This is a genomic window from Streptomyces sulphureus DSM 40104, from assembly GCF_000381025.1.
GTDB lineage: Bacteria > Actinomycetota > Actinomycetes > Streptomycetales > Streptomycetaceae > Streptomyces > Streptomyces sulphureus.
In genome coordinates this window covers 579,326-604,183 of record NZ_KB905813.1, presented here as the reverse complement: position 1 = coordinate 604,183, position 24,858 = coordinate 579,326, and the positions used below count along the sequence as shown (strand labels likewise).

Below are 24,858 nucleotides of genomic sequence, written 5' to 3'. Positions count from 1 at the left end.
GCCGCCCGACCGGTCCTCCGGCGCGGCGCGTCAGAAGCGGAAGAGGTCCCCTGCGCTCCGGTGGAGCAGGCATTCGTTGGAGAAGGTCTTCTCCCACTCGACGGTCCGGCCGCGGAAGGTGCCGTAGGCGCTCGCGGTGACGGGGTCGTGGATCATCGAGCAGGCTCCGGTGGCCGAGGGGACGGCATCCGGGTCGCCGTGCGCCCTCGCGAGGTCGGCGCAGGCCGCGGGGCCGTGCGGGTGGGTGCCGGTGCCGGAGGGGCAGTGAAGGCGGGCGGCGCGGGTCCAGGTCCCTTCGCTGCCGGAGAGGGTGAGTTCGAGGCCGCGTGCGGGGCGGTCGGCTCCGAGTCGCGCCTCGTGGTCGGCGGAGCGGGCTTCGGCGCCCGCGGGGCTCTTCGCTCCGCCTGCCGCCGTGCCGGCGGCGGAGGCCGAGGTGGCGGCGAGGGGCAGCAGGGCGGCGGCGAGCGCGAGTGCGGCGCCGCCGAATCGGTGGGCGGTGCGGGTTGTCTCCATGTCCCGTTCAACGCCCGGCGCGCCCGCGGGTCACCAACTCCCCATGCGCACTTGGTTGCACGGCGGAGGGAGCGTACGCCGCGCGCAGGGGCGCCGGCGTGCGCCGCCGGGCTCCGGATCGACCCGGACGACCCGGCGGCGCGTGTACTGCGGCCGTACGACGGCCGGTTGGCGTGTCAGTAGATCTCGTCGACCCACTCCGGGTGATCCACGAACGGGTTCCGGTTGTGCTGGATCTGCTCGTAGATGACGTCGTTGCGGTTCTCCTCGAACGCGTCCGGCGGGTCCTGCGCGCTCCACTCCTTCAGGACCGAGACGCGGCCGAGGTTGGGCGCCGAGCCGTTGTCCACCTCGTCGTTGGCCTCCAGGTCGGGCCAGGAGTCGTCGCCCTCGTACCGGACGTCCATGTAGAGGATCATCCGCGCGACGTCGCCCTTGACCTCGTCGCGGGGCTCGAAGGAGTCGTCGTCGGTGAAGTTGCCCGGGGCGTCCTCGACTTCCTCGCCTCCCTCGTCGAAGTCCTTGTTCCCGCGCACGCTGTTGACCTGGACGTCGGCGGGCCTCAGATGGTGCACGTCGGTTCCGGGCCCTGTCGAGGTGCCGAAGTCGCCGTGGGACTTGGCCCAGACGTGCTCGCGGTTCCACTGCCCCGAGTCGCCCCCGTTGTCGTCGGCCGACTGGGAGCGGCCGGTGTAGAGGAGGATGACGTTCGAGGAGTTGTCGGGGTCCTTGTCGGTCTCCTTCAGCGCGTCCCAGACCTCGTCGTAGGAGATGGCCTCGGCGTCGGTGGAGATAATGGTGTGGAGCGCGTCCTTGAGTTCCTCGCCGGTCTTGCCTTCGGCGTCCTGGTAGTAGTCGGCGGGCGCTTCGAGCGCCCCGGGCGCCGGTCCGGCCGTGGCCGTGGGGACTGCGACGGCTGCGACGACCACCGCTCCGGCAGCCGCGGCGGCATAGAGGGTTCTGCGTATCACGGTTCATCCCATCGCGTGGGGGGACGGACGCCTCCGGCGCCGGGTACCGGCGCGCGGCGCCCGTGTGACGGGTGTTCGGTCGCACGATGCCTGCCCGGGAATCTACGCGCGTGAACATGTCAGAACCCCGCGGCGAAGTGAAGAATCCGTGTGTCAACTACTGCGGCTTCCGCGGCGGTTGCCCCGAACGCGCAAGCCCCCGATCGCACGGGGGCCCGGAGTGCGCTACTCCCCCGCGCTTCCCTCCGACTCCGACTTGGCCGCGTCCTTCAACGCCTGGCTCGCCTGGAAAGCACCGTGCTCGGCGGGGAGCCCCGACTCCTCGAGCGCCCTGTTCTTCTCAACGACCGCCTCCTGCACCACGCCCCGCAGCCGCTCGGACTCGGCCTTCTCCTCTTCCGTCCACTCGATCCCCGGTTTTCCGACGTCCCTGGCGTGGCCGTCGAGGGCGGCGAAGGCGGCGTTCACGGCGCGCTGGAGGTCGATCAGTTCCCGATGCGTGCTTCTGTCGATGATGTCGGCCATGTGTGCGATCCTACGTCCGCCCCTGAGTTTTCCCAGCGCACAGCGGTGCGCGACGCGCGAGCGGCCGCTCTCCGACGTCGCGTCCGCTTCGTCAACGACCTTGCGCCGCAGGTGCGTTGGACCGCCTCCTTCTCGTCCGCCGGCGGGCCCCGCTCGGGTGAACAGCGGCCCAGGGGAGCGAGCGCGCCGCCGCGGACGGGCACCGGTCGCAGGGAGGCGGCAGCGGACGGAAGAGGGAGCGGCCATGGTGCGGGCACTGTTGGTGATCGACGTGCAGAAGGACTTCTGCGAAGGGGGCAGCGTCCCTGTTCCCGGCGGCGCCGGACGGGCCGCCGCCATCGCCGGGCTCGTGGCGAGGACGGCGGCCGAGGGCGTGTACGCGGAGATCGTCGCCACCCGCGACCACCACATCGACCCTGGCGGCCACTTCTCCGTCCGCCCGGACTTCCGCGCGTCCTTCCCCGCTCACTGCGTCGCCGGCACCGAAGGGGCGGCCTTCCACCCGTACTTCGCGGCAGCCGCCGAGTCCGCAGCCGTCGGCGAGGTCTTTTACAAGGGCGAGCACGCCGCCTCCGAGAGCGGCTTCGACGGCGTGAACGCAGCGGGGACCCGACTCACCGACTGGCTGCGTGCGCGCGGCGTGACCTCGGTCGACGTGGTGGGCATCGCCACCGACCACTGCGTCCGCGCGACGGCGCTCGACGCCGTCCGCGACGGCTTCGCCACGCGCGTCCTCCTCGACTACACGGCCGGCGTCGCCAGGGAGACGACGGACAGGGCGCTGGAGGAGCTCGGCAACGCCGGCGTCTCCCTGGACGGGGAGCCGGTCGTGCAAGTGTGAGGACGTCCAACGGCCCTCCGCAGCAGGGGCGTTGATCCCTTGTGCCTTCGGTCGGGCCTCATTCGTCCGCGCCGAATCCCTCCAGGAAGATCTCCGCGGTGTCCGTGGCGAGTTCCTCGACGCCGTAGCCCTCGGAGGGGCGGAACCACCGCACCGAGAGGAAGACGGCGTCCCGCAGGAAGCGGTGGAAGACGCGTGCTCCGACGTCCCGGCGGAAGGCGCGCTCCGCGACGCCGTCGGCGATCGTCTCCTGCCACGTCCTGAAGATCCGCGCGGCAGCCCCGCGTACGGAGGCGAAGCGGTCGTGCGAGGCGAAGTAGCCGCGGTTGAGCTGGTAGACCTCCGTCGCGTGCGGGCGGGCGTGCGAGACGTGCAGGGAGGCGAGGACCAGAGCACGGAGACGTGTGGCGGCGTCGCCGCCGGTGGCGAGCACCGCGCCGTAGGCGGCGTCGAGTTCACCGAGGTAGGCCCGGAAGCGGCGCACGTTGTGCGCGCCGAGCCAGTCGGTGGCCCAGGAGGCGAGGAGCCCCGCCCGGAACATCCCCACCGAGAACGGGGAGGGGAAGCCGGCGGCCCTGGCGTACTCCTCGTCGTGGTGGACGGGGTTCATGTCGCCCGAGGCGCCCTGGTAGCGGACGAAGTCGGTGCGCGTCACAGGACCGTGCACGGCGGGTCCGGGCGCAGGCGGGAGCGCGGCACGGCCCGTCGTCATGACGCCTCCGGGACGCCGCCGGTCTCGACGCCGGTCATCCTCGCCTCCGCCACGAGACGGCCGTGCGCGTCGCGGAACTCGGTGACCATCACGGCGAAGGTGAGCTCGCCGCCCCGCCTGCCCTGCTTGGTGTACATCTCGGTCACCGTCGACCGGGCGGTCAGCTCGGTGCCCGCGGTGGGCGGAGGTCCGTGGAATACGTACTCCTGCTCGGCGTGGAGACCGCGCTGCTGGTCCAGGGCGACGCGCTGCCAGGCGTCCGCCTCGCCCTCCTGAGCCCTAGCCCTGAGGCCGCGCCTCCACGACGAAGAACAGGAAGCAGGGCTTGGTCGACAGGTCATGGAAACCGTCGGGAAACAGCTCACGGGCGGCCGGGTCGGGCTGCGGCTCGCTGAGGGTGGAGAGACGGAAGCCGGCGGCGGTGAAGGCGTCGGTCATCGCGTGCAACGGTCTGCGCCAGAACCGCATCGGGACGGACCGCCCGCCGAACTCCCAGTCGAAGGAGTAGCCGGTGGTCGCGGAGTAGTCGGGCCGGGGCTCCTGGAGCGTATAGGCCACGAACGGGTGGTCCACCGAGGCGATCAACCGGCCGCCGGGCCTGAGCACGCGCCGCAACTCGGCCAACGTCGGCCCCCAGTCCTCCAGGTAGTGCAGCACGAGCGACGCGACCACGTCGTCGAACGCGCCGTCGTCGAAGGGTAGGCGCTCGCTCAGGTCGCCCACGTGCAGGTCGGCTTCCTCGCCCAGCCGCCGTCTGGCCACGGCCAGCATCCCGGCGCTGGCGTCGATGCCGGCGACGACCGCACCGCGGTCGCGAAGTGCGGCAAACAGGGCGCCCGAGCCGCAGCCGGCGTCCAGGATGCGGTGACCGGCCACGTCCCCGGCGAGGGCCAGCATCGCGGGCCGCTCGTAACCGGCGTTCACGAGGCTGTGCTCGTTCTCCGCCGCGTACGCCTCCGCGAAACCGTCGTAGTCGTTCGTGCGCCCCGGACCTGCGACGGGGGCGGGGTTTTCGGGCACCTCGGCTGCGCGCTCCATCGTCGCAGCCTAGTAGTGAGCCGGCCGCGGGACGTGGCGAACCACCCGCGTCGGGCCCGACTGGACCACCCGTCGCGTCGTGCGACCTGCTCACCGGACGCCTGTGCTGGAACAGCGCAGGCCGCTCCCCCAACCCTTCTCCCGACCGTCCGAGCGTGAGCCGCCCTTCCCGCAGGCCCTAGCAATCGCTTGGTTGACGTGAGTAGAGTGAGCGCATGCGGACCGGCCTTCACCCCGACATGCACAACGCGCCCTTTTGCGCCCGCCGTTGGCTCGACACGCCCACCGCCGAGGCCTACACCACCGAGGCAGCGGACAACCCCCCGCCGCTCCCCCGCAGTACGACAGCAGCGCACCGGCACCGTTGCGAGCAGGCCGCCACCTTCCGAACAGCCCGCGGCACGACTTCGTTGCTCTACACGTCGACTCAACTCGAGCCGCCCGAAGCAGCGTTGAGGCTCTCCGGCCAGAACTCCCGGACGCGCACGGCGCACACGCAGTCCGGCGAGGCATCGCCCTGGCCCCGTCCCTCGCACCCGCACGCCGACACGCTCGGCGACCGACCGCACCGACTCCAGAGAGGAGAGGCATGACGGACAAGACCATGGCCCTCGACGATTTCCCCGCCACCCTCGCGTCGGGCTCGACGATCGGAATCGGCGGCTGGGGCTCGCGCCGCAAACCGATGGCACTCGTGCGCGCCCTGCTCCACAGCGACGTCACGGACCTGACGGTGGTGAGCCTCGGCGGCCCCGACGTCGGCCTGCTCTGCGCGGCGGGCAAGGTGCGCAAGCTCGTCTACGGCTTCGTGTCCCTCGACAGCATCCCGCTCGACCCGCACTTCCGCGCCGCGCGGGAGACCGGCACGATCGAGGTGGCCGAGTACGACGAGGGCATGTTCGTCGCCGGCCTGCGCGCCGCCGCGAGCCGCCTCTCCTTCCTCCCCACCCGGACGGGCCTCCGCTCGGACGTGCTCACCATGAACCCCGGGCTGAAGACCGTCGCCTCGCCCTACTGCGACGAAGAGCACGTCGCGATGCCGGCACTGCGCCTCGACGCGGCGCTCGTCCACGTCAACCGCGCCGACCGCACCGGAAACGGCCAATACCTCGGCCCGGACCCGTACTTCGACGACCTCTACGCGCGTGCGGCCGACCGGTGCTACGTGAGCTGCGAGGAACTCGTGCCCACAACGGCCCTGTTGGACGCGGGACCCCCGCAGTCCCTCCTGCTCAGCCAGATCTTCACAACCGGGGTGGTGGAGGCGCCGCACGGAGCCCACTTCACCACCTGTCCCCCGGAGTACGCCCGCGACGAGCCGTTCCAGACCGAGTACGCGACGGCCGCCAAACGCCCCGATGATTGGCGGGAGTTCGCGCGTACGTACCTCAGCGGCGACGAGGCGCACTACCAGGCGGCCGTGGCCCGCTTCCACGCGGACCGCGCCGGGAAGAGGCAGGAGGCGACGGCATGAGCGCGGGGTTCACCAGGGCCGAGGTCTGCGCGGTGGCCTGCGCCGAGACCTGGCGCGGCGCGGGAGAGGTGCTGGCGCACACGGTCGGCTTCGTACCCACGATCGGCGCCCGCCTCGCCCGGCTCACGCACACACCCGAACTCGTCCTCTCCGACGGCGAGGCGTACCTCATGAGCGAGCCGCCCCCGCTCGGTGCCACCGCCGCGGAGGGCGGCGTCGTCAGCGGGTGGCTGCCCTTCCGCACCGTCTTCGACATCGTCGAGAGCGGGCGGCGGCAAAGCATGATGGGCGCGAGCCGGATCGACAGGTACGGGAACCAGAACATCTCCCTCATCGGCGACTGGCGCAGGCCCGACCGCCAACTCATCGGCGTACGGGGAGCACCGGGCAACACCGTCAACCACCGCACCGACTACTTCGTCGCCCGGCACTCGCCCAAGGTCTTCGTCGAGCAGGTCGATGTCGTCTCCGGCGTGGGCAACGACCGTGCGCACAGGCACACTTCGGCCGGGCGCCACCACCGCCTGGGGGCGGTCGTCACCGATCTCGCCGTGCTCGGGTTCGGGCCCGAAGGGCGCCTCCGTCTGGAGTCGGTGCATCCCGGAGTCACCGCGGACGAGGTCCGCGCGCGCACGGGCTTCGCGCTCGACACCGACGGGGCGGAGGTGACCCGCGCGCCCACCGGCGAGGAACTGCGGCTGATCCGTGAGGTGATCGACCCGGAGGGCCTGCGCGACCGTGAAGTCCGCGGCTGAATACGCGAGTTCGGCGCCGGCGCACGCCGCACCGGATCACTGCTGCGCGAGCAGCCCGCCCTGGAGCATGCGCAGGTACTGCTTCGCGACGGCGTCGACCTTGTACTTGCCGCGCGGCCGGTACCAGCGCACCGACGACCAGACGGTGTCGCGGATGAACCGGTAGGCGAGCTTGACGTCGATGTCGTTGCGGAAGGCGCCGGACTTCTGCCCCGCGCCCAGCACCCGCACCCACACGGCCTCGATCTTCCGGCTGGACTCGCCGACGTACTCGAAGCCGGGCTGCTTGCTGAGCGGGCCGACCTGGTTCTGGTAGAGCGCCACGGCGTGCGGGGCCGTGGCTATCGCGTCGAACGAGGCGTTGACGAGCTCCTCGAGCGCCTCCCTCGGCTCCCCCGCCTGCTTCTCGATCGCGGTGAACCGGTCGAGGAGGTTGACGAGGAAGTCGCGGAGTATCTCGTCGAGCATTGCCTCCTTGGAGCTGAAGTGGTGGTAGAGACTGCCGGAGAGGATGCCCGCCTCGTCGGCGATGTCGCGCACGGTCGTCTCCGCGTAGCCGCGGGTCGCGAACATGCCGGCGGCGATCTCCAGCAGCTCGCCGCGCCGCGCCGAGCCGCTCTTCGCGACGCCCTTGCCGGCCGGCGGCGCTCCTGGGTTCTTCACGGCACCCTGCCGGGGCTTCGCCGCCATCTGTCGTCCCTCCTGATGTGCCACAACAAGCATTTGACCGCCGGCGATTCTGCCACAGCCGACGACCGCCGCGCGGCCGGTACCGACCTGCCACCCCGGCGAGCAGTGGCCGTAGAACCCGTGTGAGCGGCTCTGTTCAGCGCCGCACCGCCTGAGTACGATGCCAAACAAGCAATTGCTCGCTTGGAGGAGAATGTGGTCACCGCGAGTACTCCGAGAACGATCCCCAGCTCGTGCGGGAGATGGCGAAGAGGTACCACGACCGCCCGGCCGTGGTCGAAGGAAGGGTGCGCCTCGGGTACCGCGAACTCGCGGAACGCGTCCACGAGACGGCCGCCGCCTACCTCGCCGCCGGCGCGACGATTCGCTCGCCGGCATGGACGCCAGACGGATGCGGGACGCGGGGCGGGACGCCTCATGAACCTCGATCTCGGCGAGTCCGAACTCGCCTTCCGCGACGAGGCACGCGCCTGGCTCCGCGCCCACGTACCGACGGAGCCACTGCCGCCGACGGACTCTGCGGAGGGGTTCGCAGCGCGCCGCGCGTGGGAGGGCGAAGTCGCCACCGGGCGCTGGTCGGTGGTGAGTTGGCCCGAGCAGTACGGCGGGCGCGGCGCGACGTTGCTGGAGTGGGTTCTCTTCGAGGAGGAGTACTACCGCGCGGGCGCCCCCGTGCGGGTGGCCCAGAACGGCATCTCACTGCTGGCACCGATCCTCTTCGCGCACGGCACTCCGCAGCAACAGCAGCGCTATCTGCCGAGGTTGGCCGACGGGACGGAGGTCTGGGCGCAGTGCTGGTCGGAGCCGGAGGCCGGCAGCGACCTGGCGTCGCTGCGCAGCACCGCCGTCCGCGACGAGGCCCGCGGAGGCTGGCTGCTCAGCGGCGCCAAGACGTGGAGCTCGCGCGCCGCCTTCGCCGACCGCGGCTTCGGCCTCTTCCGCTCGGACCCGCAGGCGAGGCGCCACAGCGGCCTCACCTACTTCCTCTTCCCCCTCGACGCGGAGGGGCTCACCGTCCGCCCGATCCCGCAGCTCGACGGGAACCCGGGGTTCGCCGAGCTCTTCTTCGACGAGGTCTTCGTCCCCGACGAGGACGTCCTCGGCGCCCCCGGTGACGGCTGGCGCGTGGCGATGAGCACGGCCGGCAACGAACGGGGACTCTCGCTGCGCTCACCCGGCCGGTTCTGTGCCGCCGCCGACCGACTGCTCCAACTCTGGTGCGAGCGCGGCGCCTCGCTGCCCGAGGCACGGGACCGTGTCGCGGACGCCTGGATAGCGGCGGAAGCGTACCGGCTCTACACCTTCGGGACGGTGACGAAGGTCGCCGAGGGCGGGGAGGTCGGCGCGGAGGGCAGCGTCAACAAGCTCTTCTGGTCCCAGTTGGACGTCGGGCTCCACGAGACGGCGCTCGAACTCCTCGGCCCGCAGGCCGAGTTGCGCGACGCCGAGGGCGCGTGGGCGGACGGCTACCTCTTCTCGCTCGGCGGGCCCATCTACGCCGGCACCAACGAGATCCAGCGGAACATCGTCGCCGAGCGGCTGCTCGGCCTGCCGAGGGGGGCCCGATGAGGTTCGCGCTCACCGAGGAGCGGCGCGCGTTCGCGGGGTCGCTCAACGACCTGCTCACGGCGGCCGAGGCGCCGGCTGCGTCCCGCGCCTGGGGAGCGGGGGACGCCGGGCCCGGGTTGCGGGTGTGGGGCCGGCTCGCTGACCAAGGTGCGCGCCCTGATGGATGCTTGGGGCACACCGGCGGTGCACCGCTCACGGGTCCTGGCCGCGGTGGCGCCCGACGCAGCCGCCGGCCGCCGGGGTTGAGTCCTCTCACCCCGCGACGGCCTGGAAGAGCACCTGGCCGGGGATACGGCGCAGCTCCGTGCTGCGCGGTTCCACGAACCCGGATTCGGCGAGCCAGTCGAGGAGTTGCCGCCGTCCGTGGAGGGAGGCGCCGGAGCTGAGGTGGAAGAGGAGGCCCAGTCCTGCGGCCGTCGCGTCGGGGCCGCGCTGGTCCGGATCGCGCGCGAAGAGGTCGAGGACGGCGAGGGTGCCGCCCGGGCGCAAGGCCGCGCGGAAGCGGTGCAGCAGCGGGGGGATCTCCTCGGGCCGCAGGTGGTGGAGAAGGTTGAGGCAGAGCAACACGTCATGGCCGGAACCGAGTTGGGCGGTGCGTGCGTCGCCCTCGCGGTGGTCGACGCGGCTTGCCCAGCCGGCGTCCGCGATGATGCGGCGGCCGACGGCGACGCTCCCCGGCAGGTCGAGGACGGTGGCGCGCAACCCCCCGTGCCGTGCACAGAGTTGCGCCGCGTACCACCCGTGACCGCCGCCCACGTCCAGCACGTGGCGGGCCTTCTCCGGCACCCGGACCGCGGCTGCGAACTCCGGGGCGCTGAACCGCGCGAGCTCGTACTGCCCCTCGATGTACTCGCGCCAGTACGGGGAGTCGGCCGGGGCGAGGTGGTGGTCGACGACGGCGGCCCCGCCGGCGTGCTCCGGCAGCCGCGACCACCACGGCCAGTACTCCTCGTGGCTGGCGACGTAACTCCGCACCGAGCGGGGCGAGTCGGCGAGCAGCCAGCGCCGCGCCGCGCGGGTCGGCGCGTAGCGGCCGCGGCGGCCCGCGCGCACGTACCCGAGCGCCCGGAGCGCCTCCAGGAGCAGCCGTGTGGTGTCGGCGCGCAGCGAGAGGTCCTCGGCGAGCTGTTCGGGTGTCGCCTTCCGCGCGGCGAGGCGTTCCAGCAGGCCGAGGCGCACGGTCGCGACGAGGACACCGGGCAGGGCCATGCCGGCGAGCGACTGGAGCGCCGGCAGCGGGACGCGCCCGCTGCGCAGCGCGAGGCGTTCGAGCAGCGTCTCCCCCTGGACGGCGATGCGCACGGGCGTCTCCTTCGGTCGTCGGCCGGTGCTCCCCGGCCCCGGTTCAGCGGGCGAGGCGTCCCACGGCGGCGTCGAAGAGCGCGGGGGCGCCGGTGCAGCACCTCAACAGGTGCCGGCGGAGGAGGGGCTGGGACGTGGCGAGGACGAGCGCGCGGGTGGTGAGGCGGTAGCCGCGGGTGGCACGGCGCCAGCTCCGCTCGTACGCCTCCGGTCCGCCGTCGGCGAGGGCGTCGACGACCGCCCTCGCCTGTGCGAGTGCCAGACTGACGCCCTCGCCCGTGAGCGCGTCCTCGTACCCGGCGGCGTCTCCGACGAGGAGGACGCGGCCGTGCACCCGCAGCCGCGGGTACTGGCGCATCGGTCCTGCACCGCGCACGGGCGAGGCGGGCTCCACGCCGTCGAGCCGCGCCGCCAGCTCGGGAAAGGCGCGCAGCAGCCCCGCGTAGGAGGGCGCTCCCCCGGTACGCGCCCTGTCCCTGGCGAAGAGCACGGCCACGCCGACGAGTTGGGGCCCGACGGGCGTCACGTACGCCTCCGCGTGCGGCGCCCACACCACCTCGACCCGCGTGCTCCACGGGGCCGTACGCCAGTGCCGGCGCAGCCCGAAGCGGCACGGTGCGCCGTACCTGACGCCGACCCCCAGCGTGCGGCGCACCGGCGAGTGCAGTCCGTCGGCCGCGACGAGCCACCGGGCGCGCACCCCGGCCGCACGGACCGAGCGGGCGTCCTGCTCCACTCGGTCGACCCGCCGCCGCACCCACGGCACCCCTGCGGACTCCACCGCCGCCGCCAGCGCCGCGTGCAACTCGGTGCGGCGGACGCCCCGTCCCGTCCCCGAGCGGAACCGTGCGTGTGCGCGGTTGCCCGCGAGGTCGGCGTACTCGATCCCGGTGAGTTCGTACCCCGCGGGCTCGACCCCCAACTCGGCGAGCAGCCGCACCCCTTGGGGCATCAGACCCTCCCCGCACGCCTTGTCGACGGGTGCGCCGCGCGGTTCGCAGACGAGCGCGGAGAGCCCTGCCCGTGAGGCGTGGAGTGCGGTGGCGAGCCCTGCGGGTCCGCCGCCGGCGACGAGCAGGTCGACGTCGTAGGCGGGCCCGGTCACGGTGCGAAGCCCAGCACCGCGTTCTCCACCCGCAGGCGGACGGCGAGGACGAGGGAGTTCGCGGCGAGGAAGAGCAGCGCCGTCAGCCAGGCGGTGTGGACGAGCGGCAGGGCGACACCTTCGGCCACCACGGCAAGGTAGTTGGGGTGGCGCAGCCACCGGTACGGGCCCCGCTCGACGAGCGGCAGCCCCGGCACGACGACCACCCGCGTGTTCCACCGCGAGCCGAGCGACCTCACACACCACCAGCGCAGCGCCTGCGAGGCGACCACGAACGCGAGCGCCGTCCAGCCGAGCAGGGGCAGGAACGGCCGCCCGGCGAGGGCCACTTCGGCGACCATGCCGACGAGCAGGGCCGCGTGCACGGCGACCATCGCGGGGTAGTGCCCACCGCCGTACTCGACGCCGCCCTGCTCCCTGGCCCAGCGCAAGTGCCGTGCGGAGACGAGGAGTTCGACGAGGCGCTCCGCGGCCACGGCGAGCGCGAGCAGCGCGAACCAGAGGAGGCTCACCGCGCGACCGCCTCACGCCCGCCGGCGCAGGACGGCCCGTACGGCGGCTCAGGCGGTGGCGAGGACGAGAGCGGCATTGTGGCCTCCGAAGCCGAACGAAGTGGTGAGGGCCGCCTCCATCGCCACGCCCCGCGGTCCGCGCGTGACGAGGTCGAACTCGGCGCCGGCGTCCTGGAGCCGGAGGCCGGCTGTCGGCGGGACCTGCTGGTGCTGGAGAGCGAGGACGGTGAGGGCCGCCTCGATGGCGCCGGAGGCTCCGAGCGCGTGGCCGAGGACGCCTTTGGTGGCCGTCGCGGGAGGCGGCTCGCCGAAGACGCGCCGCAGCGCATGCGCCTCGGCGGCGTCCCCGAGCTGTGTGGCGGTGCCGTGCGTGTTGACGTGGTGGATCTGGTCGGGTGTGCGGTCCGCGTCGGCGAGGGCGCCGCGGATCGCCTGCTCGGCGCCGCGCGCTTCTGGGTGCGGCGCCGTCGGGTGGTGCGCATCGGCGGAGGCGCCGTACCCGAGGAGCCGGGCGCGCGCCTGGGCGCCGCGCGCTCGCGCGTGCGCCTGCGACTCGACGACGAGCACTGCGGCGCCCTCGCCGAGGACGAAGCCGTCGCGCTCCCGGTCGAACGGTCGGCACGCGCACTGCGGGTCCGGGTTGCGGGAGAGCGCGCCGAGTTGGGCGAAGCCCGTCGCGGTGATCGGCACCCGCGCCGACTCGCTGCCGCCGGCGAGGACGACGTCGCAGCCACCGGAGCGCACCATGTCCCGCGCGACGCCGAGCGCGGTCGCACCGGAGGCGCAGGCGCTGGCGACGACGAAGTTCGGCCCGTGCGCACCGAGTTCGAGCGCCACCTCCGCCGCCGACATGCTCGGCAGGCTGCGCGGCAGCGCCGAGGGCGAGACGCGGCGGGGCGAGCCGTCCGCGAGGCGCCGGAACTCGTCGGCGTACCGGTCGAGGCTGTTGCCGGCCGTCCCCAGCACGACACCGATGCGCTCCGCCGCCCAGTGGGGCGCGGCGAGCTTCGCGTCGTCCACGGCACGTCGGGCCGCCCCGACGGCGAACTGCGTGAAGCGGTCGAGCCGCCGGCTCAGCCGTCCGCCGAGCTCCGCCTCGGCGTCGAACTCCGCGACCTGGCACGAGTACGCGACGGGCAGCCCGGCGAGAAGCGGATCGGGGCGCGCCGTCGACACGCCCTCGCACACCGTCCGCCACACCCCCTCGGGCTCGGCTCCGGCCGGCGTCACCAGGCCGAGTCCGGTGACGAGGACCTCATCCCTCGACACGGGCCTCTCCTCCCGCGGGGCCGGCAGGCGTGCGCCCCGGCACGGCGAGCGCCTCCAGCACGCTGCACGCCTCGCCGAGCGTCGATTCGCGGCTCACACCGTCGAGCTCGGCGGGAAACCCCAGGTCGAGGTCGTTCTCGACGGCGACGACGAGCTCGACGAGCGCCAAGGAGTCGACACCCAACTCGCGGAAGGTCTGCTCGGGGCGCAGCTCTTCGGCGTCGACGCCGAGTTGCTCGGCGAGCAGTCGGATCATGCGGTCCTGGAACTGCGGCATCTGTGCGGACATGGGGTTTTCTCCTCTGCGTGGAACGGGTGTGGGCGGAACCGGAGGGCGCTCACCAGTCGAGGAGGACCAGTTCGCTGGCGAAACCGGGCCCCATCGCCGTCATCAGGCCGGGAGAGCCGGGCGGCGGCGGGGCGTGCATCGTCCGCCGCAGCACGTCGAGGACCGAGGCGGAGGAGAGGTTGCCCAGGCTGGAGAGGGAACGGCGGGTGTGCGCGAGCGACCCGTCCGGCAGTTGGAGGCCGCGCTCGACCGCCTCGATCACCTTCGGGCCGCCCGGGTGGCAGACCCAGGAGGCGATATCGGCGGGGACGAGGCCGCGCTCGGCGAGGAACCCCGTGACGTCCTTGGACAGTTCGCCCTCGGCGATGTCGGCGACGTCGGGCGAGAGGACGATGGTGAAACCGTCGGCGCCGATCTCCCACCCCATGACGGAGAGCGAGTCGGGGTAGAGGCGGCTGCGGGTCGCGAGCATGCGCGGCCCCGGGGCCGGCTCGGTCCTGTCGGCTCCGAGCACGACGGCCGCGGCCGCACCGTCCCCGAAGAGGCTGGAGGCGACGAGGTTGGCCGTCGTCGTGTCGCCGCGCTGCACCGTCAGCGAGCAAAGTTCGACCGAGAGGAGGACCGCGACCTGCTCGGGGAAAGCCCGCAGGTAGTCGTGGAGCCGCGCGAGCCCCGCGGCGCCCGCGGCGCACCCCAGGCCGAAGAGGGGAATCCGCTTGACGTCCTCGCGCAGCCCGATCCGCTCGGCGAGCCGCGCCTCGATCGACGGGACCGTGAGCCCCGTCACGGTGGTGCTGGCGATCAGGTCGACGCGCTCGGCTGCGATCCCCGCACGGTGCAGCGCGGCGCGGAGCGCCTCCTCACCGAGCGCGCAGGCCGTTGTGCACCAGGCGGAGTTGGCGTCGGTGAAGTCGGCGAGCTCCTGGTAGCGGTGGAGCGGCTGGGAGAGGTGGCGGGTGCGGACGCCCGCGTTGGCGGAGATCCGGGCGAGCATGCGGCGTCGGTCGTCGTCGGGCAGGGAGGTGGCGGCGAAGGTCTCCGCGATCTCCTCCTGCGTGTAGCGGTACGGCGGAACCGCCACCTCGACGGCCGCGATCCGCGGTGCCGCCGCCCCGGCTCCGCCGGAGCCCGGGTTCCGCCGCGAGGAACCGTCAGCGCTCTGCATCACGAGACCTGCCCTGTGTCGACGTGTCCCCCGGCGGAACCCTAGAACACCGGCAGGCGATATCCGGATAAATACGCCCGGAGCGCGCCACCTTGCCGCCCCTCCGCGACGTCGGCACGAGTACCGGGGAAGATGGCGCACGGTGACGGGCGAGAAACGTGTGCCCCGAGCGTTGAGACAGCGGAGGCGACGGCAACCGAGCCGCGCCGAGGTGCGGCCCGGAAGGCGCCGCGAGAGGAGGGGCGGTGCGCACGACGAGGCGCCCGGCACGGGTACGTGCCGCGGCCCACCGCACCACCCGCGCCGCCGCGGCACTCCTCACCGCGCTCCTCGTCGTCCTCGTCGGCGACACCGGCTCGCAGGTGCCCGGCGGCAGCGTTCCCGGCGTCGAGCACGTCGAGCACGTGCAGCACGCATGGTCGGACCAGGGGCAGCCCCCACGCCTCCACGAAACGTTCGGACACCCGGTCCACCCGGTGCACGCTCCGGCTCCCCCCGTCGTCCTGCCGGGCGCCGGCGCGGGGCAGGCGCACGCCGTCGCGGCAGCGCTGGCGGAGCCCGGCGAGTCGGCGCTGCGCCTCGCCCGGCTCGCCCCCTATTTGGGGCGCGGACCGCCCTTTCCAGCAGGTAGCTGACAACTTCCCATCCCGCCGCGGTCGGTGATCCGACCGCGGTACGCCTGCTGGAGGCAACCCATGACCCGCGCCAACAAGGTGCGGGCGGTGATCGCGCTCGCCGTACTGGCGTTCTCCGCGCTGCTCACCGCCACCACTCCGCCGAACCTCGGGATCGACCTGAAGGGCGGCACCCGCATCGTCCTGGAGACGCGCGACACCGCGAAGGCCGATGCGACCGCACACACCACCGACCGCACCATGGAGGTACTGCGCCAGCGCATCGACGGGCTCGGCGTCACCGAGCCGGAGCTGGTGCGCTCCGGAGACAACCGCATCCTCGTCGACCTGCCGGGCGTCGACGACCCCACCGAGGCCGCCGAGGTGCTCGGCCGCACCGCCAGCCTCTCGTTCCACCCCGTCGAGGGACCCGCGGACGCGGCGGAGGCCAAGGGCGAGGACGGGTCGGACGAAGGCAAGTCGCCGGGCTCCGCCGCGGACGGGGACGAGACCGACGGCCGCGCCCTGCGCGACGAGTCGGGGCAGGCGCTGCAACTCGACGCCGCGGAGCTCACCGGCGCCGAGGTCGCACGCGCGAAAGCCGCGGTCGACCCCGAGCGCGGCGGCTGGTTCGTCGAACTCGGCCTGCGCGACGGGGGCAAGGACGCCTGGGCCGACGTGACGGGCAAGGCGGCCTGTGCTCCCGAGGGCGACCCGGCGCGGCGGGTGGCCGTCGTCCTGGACGACAAGATCATCTCGTCGCCGCAGATCGACCCGTCCGTCGCCTGCGGGCGGGGGATCACCCAGGGCACCACGCAGATCACCGGGTCCTTCAGCGAGGCGGAGGCGAAGGAGCTCGCCGCGCTGATCGAGGGCGGTGCGCTGCCCGTCCCCGTCGACGTCGTCGAACACCGCACCGTCGGTCCCACGCTCGGTGCGCGTGCCATCACGGCGAGCGCCGAGGCGGCCGTCCTCGGTGCGGCGCTCACCGCGGCGTTCGTGATCATCGTCTACCGGGTGGCGGGGCTGCTGACCGTCATCGGGCTGCTCAGCTACACGCTCATCGCCTACGCGGGGCTCCTCGCCTTCGACGCGACGCTCACCCTGCCGGGGCTCGCCGGCTTCGTGCTGGCGATCGGGATGGCCGTCGACGCCAACGTGCTCGTCCTCGAACGGGCACGCGAGGCGTACGGGGGCGCCGAGGGGCGCAAACGGTCGCTGCGCTCGGCCCTGACGAAGGGGTTCAGGGGTGCCCTCTCGGCCGTCATCGACTCCAACGTCACCACGCTGCTCGCCGCCGGACTCCTCTTCTTCCTCGCGGCGGGCCCGGTACGCGGCTTCGGGGTGACGCTCTCGCTGGGTGTGCTCGCCTCGATGGTGAGCGCGCTCGTGGTCGCCCGGGTCCTCACCGACCTCGCCGCCGGGACCCGCTGGCTCAGGGCGCGTCCCGCGCTCAGCGGTTTCACGGCGCGCGGGCGGCTGCGGGCCATGTGGGAGCGCAGCAACCCCGACTGGATGCGCCACGGGCGGCGGTGGCTGGTCGTCTCCGGTCTCGCGCTCGCCGTCGCCGTCACGGGGCTGGTCGTCCGCGGCCTGGAGTTCGGTGTCGACTTCACCGGCGGGCGGATCGTGGAGTACACGACCGAGCAGTCCGTCGAGCCGGACCGGGCGAGGCAGGCGCTGGAGCGGGCCGGCATCTCGGACGCCGTCGTGCAGAGCTCGGACGACGGGGGCGAGAAGGTCTCCGTGCGCACCGAGAAGCTGACGGCCGAGCAGGAGAAGGCCGTGGACGACACGGTCGACGAACTCGGTGGCGGTGCCGAGCGGGTGCGGGACGAGCTGATCGGCCCGAGCATCGGCGAGGAGCTGCGCCGCAACGCGCTCGTCGCCATCGGGGTCGCGCTCTGCGCCCAGTTCGCCTACCTCGCGGCGCGGTTCCGGTGGAGCTTCGCGGCCGCTTCGATGACGGCGCTCCTCCACGACGTACTCATCGTCGCCGGGGTGTTCGCCTGGCTGGGGATCTCCGTCGACGGAGTGTTCCTCGCCGCGCTGCTGACGGTGGTCGGATACTCGGTCAACGACTCGGTCGTCGTCTTCGACCGCGTACGCACCGAGTGGGCCGCCAACCGGGCGGGGCGGCTGCGGTCGATCGTCAACACGGCGGTCGTGCGCACCATGCCGCGGACGCTGAACACTGGGATGGGGACGCTCTTCATCGCCGGGTCGCTCGCGCTCCTCGGCGGAGACTCGCTCCAGGACTTCGCGGTGGCGCTGCTCGTGGGGATCGTGGCGGGGTCGTACTCGTCGCTCTTCATCGCCGCGCCGCTCGCCGTCGAGCTGGAAATGATGGGAGGAGCGCCGAAGCCGCCCACGCCGAAGATCCCGGCCGAGCGGAAGCGGCGGGTGCGCGGTCCGGCCGACACCGGGGCGCGCGTCTGACGTGGCCGGCGCGGCCCCGCTCCCGCTGCGGGACCGGGGCCGTGCCGCCCGTCAACCGCGGTCGGTCGGGCGGTACTCGGGCTCGCCTTCGGAGAACTCCGCTCGCACGGGCGGGCGCTCCCCGACGCGGGGCTCAACTGCCGTGCCGGGCGCGCCACTCCGGGGCGAGGACCGACCAGACCTCCGTGTCGGCGCGCTTTCCCCGGTGGAGGATGCTCTCCCTGAGGACGCCGTCCCGCTGCATGCCGAGGCGTCGGGCGACGGCGATGCTCGGCTGGTTCTCGGCCGACGCCAGCCACTCCACGCGGTGGATGCCCCGCTTCTCCACGGCCCAGTCGATGAGGACACGTGCCGCTTTCGTCACCAACCCCCGTCCGACGGCGGACGGTTCGAGCCAGCAGCCCGCCTCGGCCGTGCCCTGCGCGACGTCCATCGTCCGGAAGAGCACGCCGCCCCGCAGTTCGCCGTCGGCCCAGATGCCGTAGATCCGGCCGGTGTCGGCGGCGGCCTTGTCCGCGTAGCGCTGGAGGAAGGCACGGCTCGACGCCGTATCCCGCACCGCGTCGGCGAGTCCGATGTGGCGTCCGACGAACTCGCGTCCGCGGTCCATGTGGGCGAGGAACTCTTCGGCCTGCCACGGCTCCAACGGGCGCAACTCGCCCTCGTCCCCCAGCGGTACAGCCAGCATCGACGTCCTTCGATCGACATGAGAACGCCGTGAATCATGACACGACCGCCTGATCCGGGAAAGGCCACCGAAGGGCTGCGGCACACTTGTCCGCATGGTGCGTCTTCGGGTTCTCACGGTCGACGACTGGCCGCTGTGGCGCGAGCTGCGCCTCACCGCGCTGCGCGAGGCACCGCACGCCTTCACCGCGCGGCTCGCGGACTGGGCGCACGGGGGCGAGGAGCGGTGGCGGGCACGGTTGGAGGCGCCGGGCGCCCACAACGTCGCCGCCTTCACGCAGGAGACGGCCGTCGGGATGGCGAGCGGGCTGTCCCGGGACGGCGCGTACGAGCTGCGGTCGGTCTGGGTGAGTCCCCTGGTGCGGGGCCGGGGCGTCGGTGACCTTCTGCTCTCGAACGTCGCATCGTGGGCACGCGAGTCCGGGGCAACGTCCCTGCAGCTCAAGGTCGTTCGTGGCAACCGGCCCGCCGAGGCGCTGTACGTGCGCAACGGCTTCGTCGCCGAGGGCGCCGTCCTGGCGGACGATGCCGGGGAGCGCGTGATGGTCAAGCCTCTCGTTCCCTGACACGGCGGCCGGGTCCCGGACCGGTCGCGGAGTGCCTCGCCGCCTGGTTGCCGGCGGCGGCGCGACCGGACCGGAGCCCGGGGCGCGGTGCGCCCCGAGCCCTGTCCGCTGCGGGCCCCCGCAGAGAGCCAACGGCCCTCCGCGGGTGCCCCGTCGACCACAGGCCCGCGGAGTGTGCGCCCCCGCCGACGGAGCACACAGCGCTTCCGCGTCGGACCCCTGCGGAGCGACTCCCGGTGTCAAAGCCCGTCGGAGCGCGGCTGTTGACGTGGAATGCGCGCCAAGGCCCAGCGGCGCATCTCCGGGCGATCGAGCGAGGCGACCCAGAGGTCGACGAGGTCGAGGACCTTCTCCGCGGGCGCGGGGCCGACGCCGAGCACCCGCATGCCCGCCGAGCGTGCGGCTTCGATCCCGGCGCGCGAGTCCTCGACGGCGAGGGTGTCGGTCGTGTCGGCGCCGCAGTGGCGGGCCGCCGTGAGGTAGGTGTCGGGCTCCGGCTTCGGGCGCACCGCCTCCTCCGGCACGGAGATGTACCGGAAGTAGTGCAGCAGACCCGCGGCGTCCAGCGAGGATTCGACCACGTCGCGCGGACAGTTGCTCGCCACGGCGAGCGGCGCGAACGTGCTGACCGCGCCGACGAGTTCGACGGAGCCCGGCATGGTCACCGGTTCCGCGACGGAGAGCCGCCGGAAGATCTCCAGCAGGCGGCCGGCGACCGCTTCGGCCTCGTCCGGGTGTCCGGCCTCTTCCGCCATCATGCGGCCGCAGTCGGTGTAGTGGAGTCCCGCCGCGCGTTCGGCGAAGCCCTCGGCGACGGTGAATCCGTACTCGGCGAGCGTGAGCGACCTGGCTTCCTGCCAGTGCCGCTCGGAGTCGAGCAACGTCCCGTCGCAGTCGAATACGACGGCCTTGGGGGTCCAGGTGAGAAGGCACGGGTTATCCATGCGATTGCTCCCGTTCGACGAGTGTGCTGAAAGTATTCGAGACGGCAGGGCACGCTGTTGCAGACACCGCCGAATTCTGGTGTCCGCGGTTTTTCGGGCAGCGTTCCTCGCCGCCGGAGGAGAGACGTGCGGATGAGCGGCGCTGCACGGCAGGCTTCTCAACGCTCATCCGGATGGGGACGCAACTCACGCTAGAGACCCGGCACTTGCCGGTCAATCGATCCCGGAAAGTATTCATAACGCGGGGATGCGTGGCACGGGGCAACCATCGGGCCACAAAAGAATGGAATTACGAACGCGATTCGAATCGCCGGGCCACCGAGTGGCCTGTTCGTTTCGCCTTCCGGGGGCAATGCCGCTCAAAAAACCCACAGAAAAACAGGAGTTCGCGGCGCATGGGGCGGGAGGGTAGCCATTCGACCGCCGGCATGTACGCCCCTCGTCCCCCAACCGCGCCCCGTCGCCACCCTCGTCAGGGGAGCCACCCGCGCACCAGGACGAGCGCAGGGCCGCACCCTCGGGCGCACGTCACCTTCCGCGGGCAGCCCGGCGGAGCCCCCGGCGTACGCCACCGTCACCGTCCGTTTCCGAACGGCGGCTCGGGGAAAGCGGGACGGTGTCCCCGAGAGCGAACGGAGGTGCAGGGATGGATCGCACCGAGACGGTCCGCACGTCGGACGGCGCATCAGCGGCGGACGACGTCGTGGAGCTGATCCTCAGCGACCACCGCGCGATGGAGGAGCTCTTCCGCGAGATGCGGAGTGTGGAGGCCGACCGCACCGGCGCGCTGCGCCGCTTCGCGGACCTGTTGATCGCGCACTCCGAGGCCGAGGAGAGCGACGTCTACCCGGTGCTGCGCCGCCTCGACGACGTCGACGACGACGAGGTCGAGCACGGCGTCCACGAGCACGCCGAAGGCAACAAGGCCCTGCTCGCCCTCCTGGACGCAGGCGAGCCGGGAGGAGCGGACTGGGACGCGAAGCTGGAGTCCCTCGTGGAGGCGGTCACCCACCACCTCGACGAGGAGGAGCGCTCGCTCATCAACGACGCGAGGGAGAACGTCGCCCCGGCGAAGCGCCGCGAGCTCGGGCGGGCGTTCGCACGGGCCCGCCGCGACCGGTTGGCGAGCGCGCCGGGACGAGTGGAGAACGTACGCAGAGTCGTGGCAGCGGGGACCGTCTGAGACCGGCCGGCCGGACGCGCGCCGCGTCGGAGCGCCCTGCTCCCGCTACCGCGCCGCGCATCTGATCGACTGGTGCCGAGAGCCTGATCGAACGACCCCGAAACGAGAGTGAGTCACAGTGGGCATCATCGCGTGGATCATCATCGGACTGCTGGCCGGCGCCATCGCCAAGGCCCTGGTCCCTGGCAAGGACCCGGGCGGCTGCCTGATCACCATGCTCATCGGTGTGGTCGGCGGGCTCCTGGGCGGGTGGCTCGGCAAGGTCATCTTCGGAGTGGATTCCATCAACGGCTTCTTCCACCTCTCCACGTGGATCGCCGCCGTCGTCGGCTCCGTCATCGTGCTGCTGGTCTACCGGCTCCTGACGGGGAACCGGGGCCGCTGACGCGGCACCCGCAGCAGACGCACCGGAAGGCTCCGGCGGTGGTCGCCACCGCCGGAGCCTTCCGCGTGTCAGCAAGCAGGCCGGCTACGGGTGTTCGACGCGGGCAACCGGCGGAGGCGTCGTTCCGGGGAGCCCGAGCGCGAGGTTGCCCATGGGCAGCGCCTCCTCCTCGCAGCCCTTGAGGAAGGAGGCGGGGTGACGGGTGTCTCCCTCCTCCCTGTGAGCCATGGGGCGAGGCCGAGCGTCTGGCACCCGGTGCCGCGGCAGACGAGGCGGAGCGCCCTTCCCTCGTACTTCCACGCCGTGCGATCGCCGTAGGACGCGAGGTAGAGGCCGGCGGGCGGCGGAACCGCCAGCGGCCCGGGGAGGGTGACCGTGCGGTGCTGGAGCACGTCGAGCTCCTGGTCCCGCGCGGAGAGGCGGTGCAGGACGACACCGGCGGGGAGTCGGGAGTGCACGCTCGGCAGGTGGCTCACTCTCTTCGGCCGTGCGCCCCACTCAGAGGAACGGCAGCGGATACGGGTTGAGTTGACTGTCGATGCGCGGCTCGGCGCGCACGCCCCTCGCCGCCGGCGCCTCGTGGGCACGGGGGTTGCCGCGCCGGTGGAGGTCGTTGCGATGTGTGGTCGGGCACAGGCCCGGCACGACGGTGCGGACGAGGGAGACGCCGCATTCGGCCACGTCGATCGGGGTGAGGTCGACCGTCACCGTCTCGTATCCGCACGGCGAGCCGGGCGACGGCCTGGGCGACGTCGGCGTCGAGCCCCTCCGACGCTCACGGCTCCGGCGGTGGGCGCAGCGGTCCCTCTTCCCGGAAGGCGAGGCGCCGTAGGCGGTCGGGGTGCCGGTAGCAGAGGGTGAAGTCGCGGAGGGAGTCCAGTGGTTCGTCGTCGTACGGGAGGCGGGCGCCGGTGACGAGGTGCTCCTGCCACTCGACGGCGCCCGCGTGGGCACGCCTCCTCCAGTGCGCCGAGCAGTGCGGCGTGCGGGTCGAGGTCGGCGCGAGCCGAGTGGACGACGACGGGGCGCTCGGGGGTGCCCTCCCGAAGCCGCACGCCGAGAGCGGGGATGCCGAGGTCCGTGGTGGGGTCCTTGCCGGTCGCCGGGATGCCGCGCGCCCCGAGCCGCTCGACGATGGTGCGGGCCCTCCCCTCGGGCAGGCGGTCGAAATCGAGGGAGGGGAGGGTGAGTCGGTTCTCCCGGAAGACGACGGAGGAGTCCCGCTCGACCGCCTCCATCAGCCCGGCGAACACGGCGTGCTGCGGACAGGCCCCGGCCGCGAGCCTCGTGGAGACCGGCTCGAACCAGAAGTGGTGGCCGCGGGGGAAGCGGTACGGGAGGTAGACGGCGCAGGCCGGCAGGTGGGCACGACCGTCGGGACCCCGGTGTGCGAGGCCGCGCTCACGGAGCGCCTCGGCGCGCCGGGACGGGAGGGAGGCGAAGGGCACGGCGTCCATCTCGCCTTCGTTCAAGGGCGGTTGGGCCGGGATGCGGAGCGTGCCCGTAGTCGCGCAGACGTAGAGGTGGCCGTTCCGCTGCACGAGCCGGACGTCCCGTCGGACCGTACCGGCCGGAATCCGGCCGGCGCGCTGTTCAACCACTGCTGTTCACCTTCGGGAGGGGGTTGGGGGGCTCGGGCTCGTCGCCTCCCGGCCGGGCCGGGAGTCCCACGACGGCCGACCCGGCGTTACTCCTCCTCGGACTCGGCTTCGCTCGGCGCGGCCGAGGGGCAGGAACGGCCCGCGAAGGTCTCCTCGGCCTTCCGGATCGTCATCTCCTCGGGGAGAGCGTCGTTTTCGCGCACGCTTCGTCCTTTCCGCGCGTGAGGGTTTCCCGATTCGGCGACCAATGCCCCAGATTTCAGGGGGAGGAAGCCGCAACTTGAATCATCCACGAGTCGAGCCGGGACGGAAGGGAACGGGAACGAAACTCGCACTTACGGGGCAAGCGCACGCAAAGAGATTTCCGCGCAGCGTGAAGCAAGGGCCACGAGAGACCGGCGTTCGACTTTCCTGCGGAGCAGCGGAGTTCGGGGGCGTCCCACATTCTGCGGTACGGGCCTCCCCCATGAATGTCTCCTCGCGAGTCGTGCCCGGCGCGCTCGGCGGTCGTGGATTTGCCCGGAGCCGCCCGGCCGATGAGGGTGGAGCGGGCGGGGCCTCGCTCGGGGCTCTCGACGTCCCTGGCCGCACGCGCCGGACGTCGCCGCGCCGTACGCTGCAGGGAAGGTGGAGGACATGGCAGAGCAGGTGGTCGTCGTCATCGGCGTCGGGGGCATGGGGAGAGCCGTCGCGCGACGCACGGGGGCGGGGAGCCGGCTGCTGCTCGCGGACTTCGACGAGCAGCTTCTGCGGTCGGTCGCCGACGAGTTGGAGGGCGAGGGCCACGCCGTCACCGCGGTGGCCGCCGATGTCTCCTCCGCCGACTCGGTGGCCGCGCTCGCCCGGCAAGCGGCCTCGCTCGGCGAGGTCCGCAGCATCGTGCACACCGCCGGGCTCTCGCCCGTGCAGGCGCCCGTCGCCGCCATCCTCGCCGTCGACCTTCTCGGAGTCGCGCTGGTGCTCGACGAGTTCGCCGGCGTCGTCGCGCCCGGAGGCGCAGGCGTCGTCATCGCCAGCATGGCCGGCCACGGCCACCCGGTCCTCGCCGCCGAGGAGAGCCGCCGGCTGGCCACGGTGCCGCCGGGCGAGCTGCTCTCCCTGCCGTGCACCGCAGCGTCCAACTTCCCGTCCCCGAGCGCCGCTTACGCGTTCGCCAAGCGCGCCAACCTCCTCCGCGTGCAGGCCGCGAGCACGACGTGGGGCGAGCGCGGGGCGCGGATCAACTCGGTGAGCCCGGGCGTCATCGCCACCCCCATGGGGCAGCAGGAACTCAGCGGTGAGCACGGCGACACCATGCGTGCGATGGTCTCCGCCTCCAACGCCAAGCGGGTCGGCACCGCCTCCGACATCGCCGAGGCCGTCGCCTTCCTCCTCGGCTCCGGAGCCGGCTTCGTCTCGGGGACGGACCTGCTCGTCGACGGAGGCGTGACAGCGGTGGCGCGCAGCGGGGGGCTCGGCCAGACACGCCGGAATCCGACCTGAGGACCGGCAGCAGCACTCACAGAGCCGCGAACGTCCGCCCCTGCGCCCTCGGTTCGCCCTCCGCACGGCTCAAGCAGCCTCCGCGGCCCGGCCGGGATTTTTTCCCCGGGAAACCGGCCGGCCTTCCGCCGGGATACGCCGCCGGTCGGCCGTCGCGCCGGGTACACCGGTGCCCGTCCGCCGGGGTGCTGTGTGGACTGCGTGCGTCGGCGCAGACGAAACTTGAC

At 72.8% G+C, this 24,858-nt stretch carries 29 protein-coding genes; 10 read left to right on the top strand and 19 right to left on the bottom strand.

Features of this window, described 5'->3' with window-relative positions; translation table 11 throughout:
- Window positions 1-30: 30 nt before the first annotated feature.
- From F603_RS36190 to F603_RS0102740, 3 genes are all read right to left on the bottom strand, one after another.
- Window positions 31-513, bottom strand: a complete 483-nt coding sequence (locus F603_RS36190; RefSeq protein ID WP_019544485.1) for an SSI family serine proteinase inhibitor — start codon at window positions 511-513, stop codon at window positions 31-33.
- Between the two features lie 176 nt (window positions 514-689).
- Window positions 690-1,484: an endonuclease I family protein gene (locus F603_RS0102745; RefSeq protein ID WP_026328079.1), complete on the bottom strand. Its 795-nt coding sequence runs from the start codon at window positions 1,482-1,484 to the stop codon at window positions 690-692.
- 225 nt (window positions 1,485-1,709) lie between these two features.
- On the bottom strand, window positions 1,710-2,009 hold the full coding sequence (locus tag F603_RS0102740) for a hypothetical protein (protein ID WP_019544483.1): 300 nt from the start codon (window positions 2,007-2,009) through the stop codon (window positions 1,710-1,712).
- A 244-nt stretch (window positions 2,010-2,253) separates the two neighbouring features.
- Here F603_RS0102740 and F603_RS0102735 point away from each other — a divergent pair, with 244 nt between their 5' ends.
- On the top strand, window positions 2,254-2,850 hold the full coding sequence (locus tag F603_RS0102735; protein WP_019544482.1) for an isochorismatase family protein: 597 nt from the start codon (window positions 2,254-2,256) through the stop codon (window positions 2,848-2,850).
- 58 nt (window positions 2,851-2,908) lie between these two features.
- Here F603_RS0102735 and F603_RS34950 read toward each other — a convergent pair whose 3' ends face one another.
- Genes F603_RS34950 through F603_RS0102715 form a run of 3 tightly spaced genes read right to left on the bottom strand, consistent with a single transcriptional unit; the run spans window position 2,909 to window position 4,600 of the window.
- Window positions 2,909-3,562 (bottom strand): MaoC/PaaZ C-terminal domain-containing protein, encoded by a 654-nt coding sequence (locus F603_RS34950; RefSeq protein ID WP_019544481.1) that lies wholly within the window; start codon window positions 3,560-3,562, stop codon window positions 2,909-2,911.
- Window positions 3,559-3,903, bottom strand: a complete 345-nt coding sequence (locus tag F603_RS31450) for an FAS1-like dehydratase domain-containing protein (protein WP_245600661.1) — start codon at window positions 3,901-3,903, stop codon at window positions 3,559-3,561. The genes F603_RS34950 and F603_RS31450 overlap by 4 nt, the downstream gene beginning before the upstream one ends.
- Complete coding sequence (locus F603_RS0102715; RefSeq protein ID WP_026328078.1) at window positions 3,842-4,600, bottom strand: class I SAM-dependent methyltransferase; 759 nt, start codon at window positions 4,598-4,600, stop codon at window positions 3,842-3,844. Before F603_RS0102715 ends, F603_RS31450 begins: the two co-directional genes overlap by 62 nt.
- Window positions 4,601-5,189: 589 nt before the next feature.
- On the opposite strand from F603_RS0102715, the gene F603_RS0102705 reads away from it, so the two are divergent.
- Together F603_RS0102705 and F603_RS0102700 are read left to right on the top strand one after the other, a co-directional pair.
- Window positions 5,190-6,074, top strand: coding sequence for a CoA transferase subunit A (locus tag F603_RS0102705; protein WP_019544477.1), 885 nt, complete (start codon window positions 5,190-5,192; stop codon window positions 6,072-6,074).
- Window positions 6,071-6,829: a CoA-transferase subunit beta gene (locus tag F603_RS0102700; RefSeq protein WP_019544476.1), complete on the top strand. Its 759-nt coding sequence runs from the start codon at window positions 6,071-6,073 to the stop codon at window positions 6,827-6,829. Before F603_RS0102705 ends, F603_RS0102700 begins: the two co-directional genes overlap by 4 nt.
- A gap of 36 nt (window positions 6,830-6,865) precedes the next feature.
- Here the strand turns inward: F603_RS0102700 and F603_RS0102695 are convergent, their stop codons facing one another.
- Window positions 6,866-7,519 carry a TetR/AcrR family transcriptional regulator gene (locus tag F603_RS0102695; RefSeq protein ID WP_019544475.1) on the bottom strand — a complete coding sequence of 218 codons (654 nt, stop codon included), beginning with the start codon at window positions 7,517-7,519 and terminating at the stop codon, window positions 6,866-6,868.
- Between the two features lie 417 nt (window positions 7,520-7,936).
- Here F603_RS0102695 and F603_RS0102690 point away from each other — a divergent pair, with 417 nt between their 5' ends.
- The gene (locus F603_RS0102690) at window positions 7,937-9,088 is read left to right on the top strand and encodes an acyl-CoA dehydrogenase family protein (protein WP_019544474.1); all 1,152 of its coding nucleotides are present in this window, start codon (window positions 7,937-7,939) and stop codon (window positions 9,086-9,088) included.
- A 252-nt stretch (window positions 9,089-9,340) separates the two neighbouring features.
- Here F603_RS0102690 and F603_RS0102685 read toward each other — a convergent pair whose 3' ends face one another.
- From F603_RS0102685 to F603_RS0102660, 6 genes are read right to left on the bottom strand one after another with little or no spacing between them, the layout of a single operon-like run.
- Window positions 9,341-10,390, bottom strand: a complete 1,050-nt coding sequence (locus tag F603_RS0102685; protein WP_019544473.1) for a class I SAM-dependent methyltransferase — start codon at window positions 10,388-10,390, stop codon at window positions 9,341-9,343.
- Window positions 10,391-10,433: 43 nt separating this feature from the next.
- Window positions 10,434-11,495: an NAD(P)/FAD-dependent oxidoreductase gene (locus F603_RS0102680; RefSeq protein ID WP_019544472.1), complete on the bottom strand. Its 1,062-nt coding sequence runs from the start codon at window positions 11,493-11,495 to the stop codon at window positions 10,434-10,436.
- Complete coding sequence (locus F603_RS0102675) at window positions 11,492-12,007, bottom strand: isoprenylcysteine carboxyl methyltransferase family protein (RefSeq protein WP_019544471.1); 516 nt, start codon at window positions 12,005-12,007, stop codon at window positions 11,492-11,494. Before F603_RS0102675 ends, F603_RS0102680 begins: the two co-directional genes overlap by 4 nt.
- Before the next feature lie 48 nt (window positions 12,008-12,055).
- Entirely contained in the window at window positions 12,056-13,276 is a 1,221-nt protein-coding gene (locus F603_RS0102670; RefSeq protein ID WP_019544470.1) for a beta-ketoacyl-[acyl-carrier-protein] synthase family protein, read from the bottom strand.
- Complete coding sequence (locus F603_RS31445) at window positions 13,263-13,565, bottom strand: acyl carrier protein (protein ID WP_019544469.1); 303 nt, start codon at window positions 13,563-13,565, stop codon at window positions 13,263-13,265. The genes F603_RS0102670 and F603_RS31445 overlap by 14 nt, the downstream gene beginning before the upstream one ends.
- A 49-nt stretch (window positions 13,566-13,614) precedes the next feature.
- A complete protein-coding gene (locus tag F603_RS0102660) occupies window positions 13,615-14,730 on the bottom strand; it encodes a type III polyketide synthase (RefSeq protein ID WP_019544468.1) in 1,116 nt (371 codons plus the stop codon).
- 245 nt (window positions 14,731-14,975) lie between these two features.
- Here F603_RS0102660 and F603_RS0102655 point away from each other — a divergent pair, with 245 nt between their 5' ends.
- Window positions 14,976-15,365: a hypothetical protein gene (locus tag F603_RS0102655; RefSeq protein WP_019544467.1), complete on the top strand. Its 390-nt coding sequence runs from the start codon at window positions 14,976-14,978 to the stop codon at window positions 15,363-15,365.
- Window positions 15,366-15,425: 60 nt separating this feature from the next.
- Window positions 15,426-17,783, top strand: a complete 2,358-nt coding sequence (secD, locus tag F603_RS0102650) for a protein translocase subunit SecD (RefSeq protein WP_019544466.1) — start codon at window positions 15,426-15,428, stop codon at window positions 17,781-17,783.
- 133 nt (window positions 17,784-17,916) lie between these two features.
- Here the strand turns inward: secD and F603_RS0102645 are convergent, their stop codons facing one another.
- Entirely contained in the window at window positions 17,917-18,471 is a 555-nt protein-coding gene (locus tag F603_RS0102645) for a GNAT family N-acetyltransferase (protein WP_019544465.1), read from the bottom strand.
- A 94-nt stretch (window positions 18,472-18,565) separates the two neighbouring features.
- On the opposite strand from F603_RS0102645, the gene F603_RS0102640 reads away from it, so the two are divergent.
- The gene (locus F603_RS0102640) at window positions 18,566-19,036 is read left to right on the top strand and encodes a GNAT family N-acetyltransferase (RefSeq protein WP_019544464.1); all 471 of its coding nucleotides are present in this window, start codon (window positions 18,566-18,568) and stop codon (window positions 19,034-19,036) included.
- A 239-nt stretch (window positions 19,037-19,275) separates the two neighbouring features.
- Here the strand turns inward: F603_RS0102640 and F603_RS0102635 are convergent, their stop codons facing one another.
- A complete protein-coding gene (locus F603_RS0102635) occupies window positions 19,276-19,980 on the bottom strand; it encodes an HAD family hydrolase (protein WP_019544463.1) in 705 nt (234 codons plus the stop codon).
- A gap of 646 nt (window positions 19,981-20,626) precedes the next feature.
- On the opposite strand from F603_RS0102635, the gene F603_RS0102630 reads away from it, so the two are divergent.
- Window positions 20,627-21,163: a hemerythrin domain-containing protein gene (locus F603_RS0102630; protein ID WP_019544462.1), complete on the top strand. Its 537-nt coding sequence runs from the start codon at window positions 20,627-20,629 to the stop codon at window positions 21,161-21,163.
- A 118-nt stretch (window positions 21,164-21,281) separates the two neighbouring features.
- The gene (locus F603_RS0102625) at window positions 21,282-21,548 is read left to right on the top strand and encodes a GlsB/YeaQ/YmgE family stress response membrane protein (protein ID WP_016905654.1); all 267 of its coding nucleotides are present in this window, start codon (window positions 21,282-21,284) and stop codon (window positions 21,546-21,548) included.
- Window positions 21,549-21,632: 84 nt separating this feature from the next.
- Here the strand turns inward: F603_RS0102625 and F603_RS34945 are convergent, their stop codons facing one another.
- The 4 genes from F603_RS34945 to F603_RS34555 all read right to left on the bottom strand — a co-directional run bounded on the left by F603_RS34945 (window position 21,633) and on the right by F603_RS34555 (window position 23,352).
- A complete protein-coding gene (locus F603_RS34945; RefSeq protein ID WP_019544461.1) occupies window positions 21,633-21,776 on the bottom strand; it encodes a hypothetical protein in 144 nt (47 codons plus the stop codon).
- Window positions 21,777-22,046: 270 nt separating this feature from the next.
- Complete coding sequence (locus F603_RS35670; protein ID WP_019544460.1) at window positions 22,047-22,256, bottom strand: hypothetical protein; 210 nt, start codon at window positions 22,254-22,256, stop codon at window positions 22,047-22,049.
- Window positions 22,253-23,149, bottom strand: coding sequence for a YcaO-like family protein (locus F603_RS33745; RefSeq protein WP_245600660.1), 897 nt, complete (start codon window positions 23,147-23,149; stop codon window positions 22,253-22,255). Before F603_RS33745 ends, F603_RS35670 begins: the two co-directional genes overlap by 4 nt.
- A gap of 86 nt (window positions 23,150-23,235) precedes the next feature.
- Window positions 23,236-23,352, bottom strand: a complete 117-nt coding sequence (locus tag F603_RS34555; RefSeq protein ID WP_019544457.1) for an azolemycin family RiPP peptide — start codon at window positions 23,350-23,352, stop codon at window positions 23,236-23,238.
- A 433-nt stretch (window positions 23,353-23,785) separates the two neighbouring features.
- Here F603_RS34555 and F603_RS0102595 point away from each other — a divergent pair, with 433 nt between their 5' ends.
- Window positions 23,786-24,631, top strand: coding sequence for an SDR family oxidoreductase (locus F603_RS0102595; RefSeq protein WP_019544456.1), 846 nt, complete (start codon window positions 23,786-23,788; stop codon window positions 24,629-24,631).
- Window positions 24,632-24,858 lie beyond the last annotated feature (227 nt).